This window comes from Spirosoma endbachense (assembly GCF_010233585.1).
GTDB classification, from domain to species: domain Bacteria; phylum Bacteroidota; class Bacteroidia; order Cytophagales; family Spirosomataceae; genus Spirosoma; species Spirosoma endbachense.
In genome coordinates this window covers 1,121,100-1,133,214 of the sequence record NZ_CP045997.1, presented here as the reverse complement: position 1 = coordinate 1,133,214, position 12,115 = coordinate 1,121,100, and the positions used below count along the sequence as shown (strand labels likewise).

7 protein-coding genes and 1 pseudogene are annotated in these 12,115 nt (G+C 48.5%); all 8 read left to right on the top strand.

Annotated features, from left to right (window positions below; genetic code table 11):
- Window positions 1-37: 37 nt before the first annotated feature.
- The 8 genes and pseudogenes from GJR95_RS04565 to GJR95_RS04530 all read left to right on the top strand — a co-directional run bounded on the left by GJR95_RS04565 (window position 38) and on the right by GJR95_RS04530 (window position 11,978).
- The gene (locus tag GJR95_RS04565; protein WP_162384757.1) at window positions 38-4,015 is read left to right on the top strand and encodes a two-component regulator propeller domain-containing protein; all 3,978 of its coding nucleotides are present in this window, start codon (window positions 38-40) and stop codon (window positions 4,013-4,015) included.
- Window positions 4,016-4,163: 148 nt separating this feature from the next.
- Window positions 4,164-5,708: a DUF3500 domain-containing protein gene (locus GJR95_RS04560; RefSeq protein WP_162384756.1), complete on the top strand. Its 1,545-nt coding sequence runs from the start codon at window positions 4,164-4,166 to the stop codon at window positions 5,706-5,708.
- A gap of 25 nt (window positions 5,709-5,733) precedes the next feature.
- A complete protein-coding gene (locus tag GJR95_RS04555) occupies window positions 5,734-6,468 on the top strand; it encodes a hypothetical protein (RefSeq protein WP_162384755.1) in 735 nt (244 codons plus the stop codon).
- A gap of 46 nt (window positions 6,469-6,514) precedes the next feature.
- The gene (locus tag GJR95_RS04550) at window positions 6,515-7,732 is read left to right on the top strand and encodes a DUF1624 domain-containing protein (RefSeq protein WP_162384754.1); all 1,218 of its coding nucleotides are present in this window, start codon (window positions 6,515-6,517) and stop codon (window positions 7,730-7,732) included.
- 101 nt (window positions 7,733-7,833) lie between these two features.
- A complete protein-coding gene (locus GJR95_RS04545; RefSeq protein ID WP_162384753.1) occupies window positions 7,834-9,831 on the top strand; it encodes a hybrid sensor histidine kinase/response regulator transcription factor in 1,998 nt (665 codons plus the stop codon).
- A gap of 1 nt (window position 9,832) precedes the next feature.
- A pseudogene (locus GJR95_RS04540) lies at window positions 9,833-10,015 on the top strand (AtuA-related protein); the annotation flags it as partial.
- Window positions 10,016-10,141: 126 nt separating this feature from the next.
- Entirely contained in the window at window positions 10,142-10,735 is a 594-nt protein-coding gene (locus tag GJR95_RS04535) for an RNA polymerase sigma factor (RefSeq protein WP_162384752.1), read from the top strand.
- 121 nt (window positions 10,736-10,856) lie between these two features.
- Entirely contained in the window at window positions 10,857-11,978 is a 1,122-nt protein-coding gene (locus tag GJR95_RS04530) for a FecR family protein (RefSeq protein WP_162384751.1), read from the top strand.
- Window positions 11,979-12,115 lie beyond the last annotated feature (137 nt).

The window sequence follows — 12,115 nt, the reverse complement described above, 5'->3', positions numbered from 1 at the left end:
AGGTAGACTCCTTAAACCCTCTCTTTTAAACCGACCAATGAGCCGTTTCGTATTAGTAATAACCCTACTGACACTGCCATTGATGAGCTTTAGTCAGTCGCCACGAGCCTATTTTGAACAGATTACCACGGCTAATGGACTGCCCGAAAACTCGGTTAGCTGCATGCTACAGGATCATTTGGGGTTTATGTGGCTGGGGACTCAGAACGGATTAGTGCGGTATGATGGCAACCAGATGACCGTATATCAGTACGACCCTGACGACCCATACAGCCTGAAACACAATGCTATTTGCCATTTGTATGAAGACCGACAGGGCAATATATGGGTAGGCTGCGTGGGTGGTTTGTATTGCTTTGACCGGGCCACACAACGATTTATACCGTACTCGCCAGAAAAAGGAACGGAATATCCAGGCCGGTTTGAATTTATTTACCAGGACAGACGGGGGAGTTTTTGGGTCATTACCGACAGGAGAAATTTACGAGTCTTACATCAGTATAACCCCAAAATGGGTCGGTGGACACACTACGAGCATAATCCCGCTGAGCGGGATGGACTGGCGTTTACCGATGTATTGATCATGTCGGCAACAGGGGTTCGGCTGGCCTGTTTCCTGGAAGATGCCCAGGGCGACCTTTGGGTAGTAACCCGCCAGGGAGCCACCGTCAATTCTGACGCGCGACTGCATCGATACGACCGGGCCAGCGATCGATTCAGACCCTATCAGCCAACGGGCATTTCGGCTATACATCCGCCCCTCAATTACGTCAAATCGCCCCGTTTAGACCGCAAAGGTATGATTTGGGTGCCTACCTACGGCAATGGCCTGTATCAGATCAATCCAAGGACCAATCAACTTATCGCCCATTATCGACACAATCCACACGATGCCCATAGCCTGATTTCCGATACGACCCGAACCGTATATGAAGATCGCTCGGGATTTCTCTGGATTTCTACGTTTTATGGCCTGGATCGCCTGGACCCTAAAACCCATTTATTTACCCATTTTTCCCATGACCCCACCAACCTGAATACGCCATCCGATAAAGTACTCGATGCATTTGGTGAGACGACCAATGGCAACATCTGGTTTGGGACAGCACTGGCGGGAATAGATGAATATGACCGAAAGACAGGGCGTTTTATTCGGTACTCGCGGAACACCGGGCAACCGGGTGCTCTGGCAGTTGGAAAAGCGGGATCGTTTTTGATTGACAAAACCGACTTAATCTGGGCGGGGACCATCCATACTGGCCTCAACAAGCAGACGCGGATGACGCGTTTCTCGGTCTTCGATTACCAGTCTCGACTACTCGCTCACCTGGCTTCTTCTGCGGTAAGTACTATCTATGAAGCCCCTTCCGAACCAGGTGTGCTTTGGTTTGGTACGAATGCAGGACTCGATCGGTACGATAAAAAAACGGGAAAGTTGACCCACTATGCCCTGGATCTGAAGAATGTAGCAACCATAGGCAACGACCGGGTAAGCACCCTAACCGAAGATGCCAGTGGTCGCTTTTGGATAGGAACGACCAACGGACTTTACCTGATGGATCGAAAGCGGGGGACGTTCACCCGATATAAACAAAATCCAGGTAACGCTAACTCTCTGAACTTAAATTGGATCAAGACAATCCTGTCGGCACGGGATGGTACCTTATGGATTGGCACCGAGTTTGGGTTGAATCAGTTCAATCCGCAAACAGGTCAGTTTACCCATTATTACGGGGCCGATACACTCTACCATCCAAGCTTGTATCGGTTCGTTAATACAATTAGCACAACGGCCCGTCGGCTTGTGTCAGCCTGGCATACCAGGAGTGAGCACGATATTACGAAGGCATTTACCCTCGCCCAACCGACTACAGTCGCTATTTCGGCGATGGGTGCGGTAACCTCAGCCCAAAAGAATGACTACGGCTGGATTGAGGATGCCTCCGGACGTAAGGTCTGGGAAATAAGTTACCCGCGTACCCGCTACGCCGGGGGTGAAAACAGGCGCATGCAAATCGATACTCTGCACTTACCGGCAGGCGCCTACCGACTTCAGTATAGAGCGAATGAGGGGTCTGCACAAACGCGATTCAACATGCCCGTTCCTACACCCTATCATCCAGAACTTTGGGGTATTCAGGTCATAAAAATTACGTCTGAGGAAGGTGACACCCTAATCCGGCTGGCCAAAAAGTGGGTTTATTCCGGCTTATCATCTGTTGTTGTTAATGTACTTCACGAAGATAAAAAAGGGCGGATCTGGATTGGGACCAACGGGGGTGGCCTGAACGGCTACGATCCAGCGACAGGCAAGTTCACGTTCTATCGCGAACCAATGAATGGGTTTAGCCAAATCACGGCCATTCACGAAGAACCCAATGGAACACTTTGGGTAGGTGATTATTTTCATGGATTGTTCTCGTTTAACGCCGATAAAGGGATCACAAAACACTACACGACCGTTCAGGGCCTTTCCCATAATAGCATCATGGGTATTGTGTCGGATGACGACGGATATCTCTGGCTGAGTACATTCAATGGCCTGTCCCGGTTTGATCCGGCAACCAGCCGTTTTCGTACCTACTCGAATTCGCATGGATTGCAGGGATTGGTATTTCGCTATTCTCCGTTTAGAAGTTCGGCAGGTGACGTATTCTTCCCCGGCGATCATGGCATCAGCCTGTTAGCCAAACATCAGGTATTCGACGATCCTTACCCGCCCAAAATAACGCTGACAGATGTAGCGATATTCAACCAAAAAGCAGCTATTGGCTCCAATGCCCCCTTGCCTGCTGACGTGTCGATTGCAGATAACATTACTCTGGCCCACAACCAGAATGAATTGACGTTTTCATTTGCAGCGCTTCATTATAACCGTAATCCGGAGTGTCGATATGCATTCAAGCTTGAACCATACGACAACGAATGGGTCCAGGCGGGATCAACCCGGCAGGCCCGTTATACAGCTCTGAAACCCGGATCATATACATTCAGGGTTAAAGCTGCCAACGCCGATGGAGTATGGAACGAGAAAGGTGCCCAAATTGCAGTCGTTATTTTACCCCCCTGGTGGCAATCCTGGTGGGCCTATTTGCTATATGCACTCTTTATTGGAGGAAGCATAGGGGCGTTTATTCAATACCGTTCGAGCGCCTTACGGCGAGAAAATCGGGTACTGGAAGAAAAAGTGGCGGATCGAACGAACCAACTCCAACAATCATTGGAACAGCTCAAGTCCACCCAGACTCAACTCATCCAGCGGGAGAAAATGGCCTCCCTGGGCGAGCTCACGGCAGGCATCGCCCATGAAATCCAGAATCCCTTAAACTTCGTCAATAACTTCGCCGAACTGAGCACCGAACTGATGGAGGAACTCGATGAGGAAACCCATCAGGGAAATACCGACCAGATCAAACTCATTGCCCGTGATATCAAAGACAACTTAAGCAAAATCACCCGTCACGGCCAACGCGCCAGCAGCATCGTCAAAGGCATGCTCGAACACTCCCGTACCAGCTCGGGTCAGAAGGAGCCCACCGACCTCAACGCCTTAGCCGATGAATACCTACGACTGGCTTATCAGGGTTTGCGAGCCAAAGACCTAACCTTTAGCTGCGAGTTAGTCACCGACTTTGCCCCAAACTTGCCTCTGGCGAACCTAGTGCCCCAAGAGATCGGCCGGGTGTTGTTGAACCTGTACAACAATGCCTTCTACGCGGTTGCTGAACGGCAGAAAACAGCATCACCGGCGTATCAGCCCACCGTTTGGGTGCGTACGGCTCAGGTCGATGGCAGCGTGCAGATTCGGGTCAAAGACAATGGCACGGGCATTCCGGAATCGGTGAAGGCGAAGATTTTTCAACCCTTCTTTACGACCAAGCCTACGGGAGAGGGCACGGGTTTAGGGCTGTCGTTGAGTTATGATATTGTGATCAAGGGGCATGGGGGTGCACTCGACGTGCAGAGCGAAGCGGGACAGTTCACAGAATTCAGGCTCTTACTACCCATTGCTTAAGTCCACAGCAACTAACCAGGATCGCAACCATTATTGGCCTAAAAACGAACACATTTGGCCTAAAACAAAATGTCTGTTTGCTGGACATTGAGGAATATTGTCTGTCTATCCTAATCGACAAAGATGAACCTTCCTCACCCAAAATCCTATGCGTCAGACCCTTACCGCCATCCTACTCTGTGTATGTCTGATTTCCGCAACCAGTACCGCTTTTATCGGTTCTCGAACGAATAACGATATACAAGTCATGTTCAAACTGAAGATAACCGAATGGACAAATCCAGATTCGGTGGCTGTCTACTGGTTTCTTATGCCCTTTCAAAAAGGAGAGAATACGGCCAGTGCTACAAAAGGCCCTTATTTCATGCGCGCTCCTGGTGCCGAAGGTCTTTATCAGGTAACCATCCCATTCCCTGATTCTGTTGCAGGAAAAACACTGTTCTATCGGTATCAGTCAACCCAGAACAGGACCGATACATGGAGAAGAGTGACGTTCGATACAAAGGAATCTTTAGTGAGAACAGACCTTTGGGGCTATATTGATGGGTTAACGGGAAACGTGAAATCAGCACGACCCATGCCCGTTCGGCAAACCAATACGCCCGAAGAAGCTGCCGAATTGGCCAAACCCCTTATCGGTATTACAACGAACGGAAAACCCATCCGAAATTTATTTCCGATCAAAAAGACGGGGGTTGGTACCAAACCCATTCAGCAAGCCGTAACCATCTTTCTGAACGCTCTTACCCCTGACCAAAAAACCAAGTGCCTGTTTCCGGTTGAATCTGATGAGTGGCGAAAATGGCATAACATCGAATTCTACAAACGAACGGGTATTGGTCTGGAGGAAATGACAAAGGCCCAAAAAGACCTTGCTTTCGGCATTCTGACCACTGGGCTTAGTCCAAAAGGTCTTCAGAAGTCGACGGATATCATGGCCATGGAAACGTATCTCGCCTATCTGACACCGGCCAATCCACTTCTGGGTGGTGAAAAATATTGGTTTACGTTTATGGGCCTGCCTTCCGATACCGAACCCTGGGGCTGGCAAATCGACGGGCATCATCTGGTTATCAACTACTTCGTGCTGGGCGATCAGGTGGTGATGACCCCTACGTTTATGGGTTCGGAACCGACTAATATCGAATCGGGGCCGAACAAAGGGCTTCGGACGTATGAAGCCGAGGGGAAAAAAGGAGAAGCTTTATATGCGTCACTGAGTCCGCAGCAAAAGAAAAAAGCGAGGTTATGGCATCAAAAAGACTATGATTTCAACTGGGCAGAAGCCTTTAAGGATAACGAAATAATAGCCACCACGGGCATTTCGGCGAACGATTTATCCAAGCCTCAACAGGCAGTTTTGCTTGATTTAGTGGCAGAGTATGTGGGTAATATGAAGGAAGGCCATGCCCGAGTAAAAATGGCGGAAGTAAAAGCTCACCTATCCGAAACCCGCTTTACGTGGGTACAAAGCGAAGCGCCCGACAGCCCTTTTTATTACCGTATCCATAGCCCCGTTATTCTGATCGAATTTGATCATCAGATTCCCGTTACGATCTGGGATCGGTCGAAGGTGCGACCAGGTCCTGTAAAAACACATATTCATACCGTTGTCAGAACGCCCAACGGAAATGATTATGGCAGGGATTTGCTGAAAGAGCATTTGAACAGGCATCATGCTCATAACAAATAGCCAGTTCCTCAAACCCACACCGCTCATGGTAAAACTTGACAAATTCCTGTACCGGAATACAGGATTGTGCTTCGCTGTGTTTTTTGTGTTTGTCCTGTGGGCGTTTTGGCCCCGTTATTTCTCCGATGTGTTGGGACAAAAAGAAATGCGATTTCATACCCACGGCATCACGCTGACACTCTGGTGTATACTGCTAATCGTTCAGGCTTACCTCATTCGAACGAAACACAAACGTACTCACCGGCTGGTGGGCAGGTTTTCGTACCTTCTTGTTCCGCTCATCATTATTACGACTATTAACCTGAAGCATTTCAGAATGCAGGGAAGTAATATGCTGGCCGATAGGCCTTACTATAGTCTGGCCCTGATTCTGAACGGATTAGTACTATTTACCCTGCTTTATGGACTGGCGATCTATTACCGGCTTACACCCCTTGTTCATGCCCGTTATATGGTTTCTACGATGTTCGCCTTTTTTACACCCGTCACCGACCGAATTATATCCCGCCATTTCAAGCCATTGCTTCAGTTTGTTCCTGTGCTTGAGGGAAAACCCATTGCTCCGGTTATTGGGTTTGCAATGGCCGACAGCCTGTTGCTCATTCTGTTGCTTTGGGATTGGCGAACCAATCGTCGGCTCGATGTTTTTCCAATTGCCCTTGGTCTGTTCGTCCTGTATCAGGCCTCTGTATTGACGTTTTATCACTTTGCCTTCTGGCGGGCATTCGGGGCCTGGTTCGTTAGGTTGCCTCTGTCCTGAACGTTATCTCCGGCACTTACTAACCGATTAACTTCCTCTCCACACAATGAACCCCACCCTAAATCGCCTTCATACGTCCCTGCCAGCAAGCTCACAAAACAGCCGCATTGAGTCAATTGATGTGCTGCGTGGTCTGGTCATGGTGATAATGGCCCTGGATCACGTCCGGCACCTGTTTCATAGCACCGCCTTCACCGACAACCCACTGAATTTAGCGACTACTACGCCCGCCCTATTTTTCACCCGGTGGATCACCCATAGTTGCGCTCCGATTTTCGTATTTCTCTCGGGCACATCCATCTATTTACAAAGCCAGCGGAAGACAAAACGAGAGCTCAGTATCTTTCTGATTAAACGAGGTTTATGGTTAATTTTTACCGAAGTCACGATCGTTACACTGGGCATTACGTTCAATCCGTTTTATGGTGCCCTTATCTTGCAGGTTATATGGGCTATTGGCAGTAGCATGCTTATCCTGGGACTACTTATTCATCTGCCTTTCAGACTGATTCTATCAATAGGACTGGCTATTGTGCTGGGGCATAATCTGCTGGATACACCCGAAGCCGTTCCCGGATTTAAGCCGGGCCTCTGTTGGGCAGTGCTGCATTATCCAGGCAAGTATCGCTTTGCTGTCGATCATCAGATTAACTACGACTATCCATTTATGCCGTGGCTGGGGCTGATGCTGGTAGGCTATTGCGCAGGTGTATTCTTCGTGTCCACCGTTACACGGGCACAACGACGAATGATACTGACCCGCACGGGTCTGGGATTGATCGCTTTCTTTATCCTGCTGCGGTTCAGCAATACGTATGGCGACCCGCTTGTGTGGAGTCCGCAAAAAAATGGGCTATTCACTCTGCTTTCGTTCATCAATGTTCAGAAATACCCGCCCTCACTGCTTTATATGTGTATCACGATTGGTCCGGCACTGCTCTTCCTGGCCGTTATCGAGTCACTCAGGAATCGGCTTACAACTGTCATGCGAACCTTTGGCCGGACGGCGTTTTTCTACTACATCATCCATTGGTACTTAATTCATACACTCTGCCTGATTGCCTTCCTAATGCGGGGACATGCGTGGGCAGCTATCTGGAAAATACCGAAAGCCATCAAGTTTATTGTGCCCGGCGAGGGAGTAAGCCTGCCCGTTGTTTATCTGATTTGGGGACTGGTTATCCTGACGATGTATCCACTCTGCCGTTGGTATGATGCCTATAAAACCAGCCATCAAAAGCAGTGGTGGCTGAGCTATTTGTAAAACTAAGCCCCTCAGGCGTTGAAGTCTACCCAAACTATTTATACCGTGTATTATATCTGGAATTTCGTAATTTTTGCTCAGAATTGTCAGTATAGCGCCCCATGATAACAATTTTAGTCGTCGACGACGAGGTGGATCTGGAGCCGCTCCTGCGTGGTCGATTTCGGCGACAGATTCAACAGCAAATCTATACCTTCCTGTTTGCCCGAAATGGCCGCCAGGGTCTCGCCCTCATTCGGGAGCAGCCCGCTATCGATCTCATTCTGCTTGACATCCAAATGCCTGAAATGGATGGATTGGCGCTATTAAATGAGCTGGCGGCCTTAAATGTACTCATTGGCACGGTCATGGTATCGGCCTATGGCGACATGAACAACATCCGTACGGCCATGAACCGGGGCGCATTTGACTTTGTCACCAAACCCATCGATTTCACAGACCTTAGCCTTACCATTGAAAAAACGGCCCGATATGTCCAACAGCTGCGTGAGTCGCAGCAATTAAAGATAATTAGTGACTTAAAATCCCGTTTCTTCGATAATATTACCCATGAATTCCGTACCCCACTTACGCTGATCCTATCACCGATCGAGCAGATCCTGCAACGCCCGCCCGAACCCCAGGAACTGCGGAAAAGCCTGCTGATGGTAGAGCGAAATGCCCAGCAATTATTACGACTCATCAACCAGTTGCTGGATCTGGCTAAACTCGAATCGGGACACTTAACCCTTTCTACCAGAGCCGGTGATTTGACGGGTTTTGTCGGTCAGATTGTCCAATCCTTCAAACCCCTGGCCGACAGTCGGCAACTAACCCTGGATTTCCAAAGTGACCTGATCGGGTTCCATGTCTTCGATAGTGAAAAGCTGGAGCAAATCGTCTATAATCTGGTCATGAATGCACTCAAGTTCACAGCTTCAGGTCAGATACGGGTTCGATTAACGCAGGAGACGACCATTCAGCTCGTTGTCCTGGACACGGGCATTGGGATAGCTCCGGAAAAACTCCCCTATATTTTTAATCGCTTCTACCAGATCCTTCCACCCCAAACCGATCAACGACAATCGCTGGCAACCGAAGCCCTGCCTGGTTTTACCAATTCAGGCACGGGTATCGGCCTGGCTTTAGTTAAAGAATTAACCGAACTAATGGGAGGCACCGTATCCGTAGCCAGCATGGTCCAAAGCTCGGTTAGTGAGGAATCTGGCACTCAATTCACGATCAACTTACCCTTTCAGGCGGTGGATCTGGATGCTGATTCTGCATCATCCTTAGTAGAATGGGGACATCCTACTGTCAATCCATCTTTCGAGTCGGGACTTGTAGAGCCTATACCGCCGTCGGACATTGAAAAAGCTTTGGTATTAGTTGTCGAAGACAATCATGAACTCAGAGACTTTATTGCCAAGGAATTATCGACTGTATATCGGGTAATAACTGCCGACAATGGTGAAGCCGGATGGGAATTGGCTAAAGCCGAACTACCCGATATGGTCCTGACCGATGTGATGATGCCGGGAATCGACGGGTATGAATTAACCCATCGGCTGAAAAATGACCTCAGTACTGATCATATTGCCGTAATCATTCTTAGTGCAAAATCCGCCCATCCCAGCCGGATCGAGGGTTTAAAACAGGGAGCTGATGACTACATCAGTAAGCCCTTTCATGTTGACGAACTGCATCTGCGATTACATAACCTGCTGACTCGACAGCAAACGTTACGGGCACATTACCAACAATTGCTCACCCAGCCAGGCGATCGTTCTCCAACCGAAGCTATACCAGACAAATTTCTTCAGAAATTACAAACATTGCTCGAAAAGCATTTAGATGATAGCCAATTTGGTGTTAACGAACTGGCATATGAAGTAGGCATGAGCCGCCGAACTCTTGCCCGAAAATTGATGGCAATCACCAATTTGTCTATCAATGATTTTATGCGTCAATTCTGGCTTATGCGAGCAGCACAATTTCTACAGGAAGGCCATAACGTATCCGAAACTGCCTATTTGATAGGATACGAGAGCCCAACGCATTTTGCGGTTGTTTTTAAAGAGTTTTTCCAAAAGACTCCTTCTGAATTTATGAAAAGCTAAAGTCAAACAGCACCTGGCCGTTATTGTGACAGGGGAGATTATCCGGTATGAATTGCCCAACCTGCCTGCACTTCAGTTTGTTTGTCAGCAGGCGTTGACCGGTGGCGTCACAACCTCGCTCACAATGGATACACATGGTAAAAGTCTGAGTTATGCCCTGTTGGAAATGAAGATACCAGGCTAACCAGATCCGTACAATGGTGATAAGACGTCCCTGGCCTCTGTTGGCTTCATACGATATGATTATTTCTAATAATTTTATGGAAATTATAATTTACTTTGAGTCATTTAAATCGTTACACCTGATCAATTGAGTATCGACCGGCAATCTGACGTACTGCTCTGGAACGCCCTAATACAGGACGATCAGCATGCTTTTGCCGAGTTATACCAACGCTATCACCGTATCTTATACAGCTATGGGTACAAGGTAATCCCCAACGCAGCTTCGGTAGAAGATGCCATTCAGGATTTGTTTGTCGATATATGGCGGATGCGTCATTCCCTTTCTCTTGTCGATTCCGTCAAATTTTACCTGTTCCGTTCGCTTCGCCGAAAGATTTTCCATCTCAACGAACGCGAAAAACGTACCGATTCTGCCATTGCCTTCTCCACCGAAACTGAATTCGCCCAATCATCTGAACAGTTGATGGCCGATCGGGAGCAGGAAGCCCAACTTACCCAACGACTAGCGCAACTGGTTGCCCAATTACCCCAACGCCAGTTGGAAGTGGTAACCCTCCGCTTCTATCAAAACTTTAAAACCGACGAAATAGCCGCGATTATGGGTATTACCGAGAAGTCGGTTCGCAACACGCTTCACAAAGCACTCACTCACCTGCGCGAGCAGGCCGCCTATCTGGCTCCCTTGCTGGGATTTCTTCTGTTTTGGGTGTTGACATAGCCCTTTCCCCATTTCTTTTTCTCAAACGTAATTTTTTTTTCAAAACCGAGGGGACACTTTGGCGATTCCGCTCTCTTGTCTATAAACGTGTACTATTTCGCCATTTTGTTGCCCGATTACAATGCACAATTACCACGACTATACAGAAGAAGACCTGGCTCAGGATGATTTCTTTCGAAGATGGTTTCAGCAGCCTGATAGCGAAACGAATGCGTTCTGGACGGACTTCATGACGCAATATCCCGAAAAGCAATCGGTTGTTGTTGCGGCCAGAGCGCTGTTGAAAGCCGTAGAGCAAGTGCAGGTTTTGCCTACGCAGGCACAGGGTAGCCAGATGTGGACGAAGATTCAGCAACAGATTCAGGATGATGCAACCGAATTAGTAGATGAGCCTCAAGTCCATCGTATTGGCTACTGGCGACAATGGGCGGCCGCGGCCGCTATTCTTCTGTTAGTTGGTTTCGGCTGGTGGTTTGCAACGCGCCCCGGAACGATTGAAAAAACAATGGGTTATATACAGCCCAGGTCTCAATCAGAAGCGGAGTGGATCGACAAAGTCAACGAAACGAATCATACGCTCTCCATTAAGCTGAGTGATGGCAGTCAGGTTGTTTTACAGCCCCAAAGCCGGGTAAAGTACCCAAAAACGTTTTCGGTCGAGAAGCGCGAAATCAGGCTTGAGGGAGAAGGTTTTTTTGAGGTCATCAGGAATCCCAGACAACCGTTTATGGTTTATGCGAACGGACTGATCACGCAGGTGGTCGGCACGAGTTTTACCATTAAAGCCTTCCCAAACATGGCGAAGATAACGGTCGCGGTTCATACGGGGAAAGTCGCGGTTTTTACCGCAAAAGCCCTTCAAAAATCGCAGGAAGACCAGCAACGGATCGCCGGTATGCTCTTGTTGACGCCTAACCAGCAAGCGATATTCGATAAAGGCAGCGAACGGTTAACGGCTCGCTTAGTCGATGAGCCAATACTGGTCAAAAAGCCCGAAACCAAACAGTATTTCGTATTTGAAAATACGGCTGTCCCCGATGTATTTCACAAGTTGGAAGAGTCGTATGGCATATCCATCCAGTATGATCCAACCGTCTTCGACAAATGCAGCCTGACGGCTCCGCTGGGCAATGAACCGCTCTTTCGGAAGCTGGATATTATCTGTCAGACGATTGGGGCCACCTATGAAGTCTGGGGAACGAAGGTCATTATTTCCGGACCGGGTTGTCAGCCAAAATCGTAAATCAATCCTTTTTCAAAACCCACTAAACCCTGACTGAATGATAAAATCTGAACCTGACTGCTAAAAAAAGAACCGGATCAGCAGGCTAACCATGTTGCAACCATGATTGGCCCCAGATCCGGCCTTAGTAACGTTCC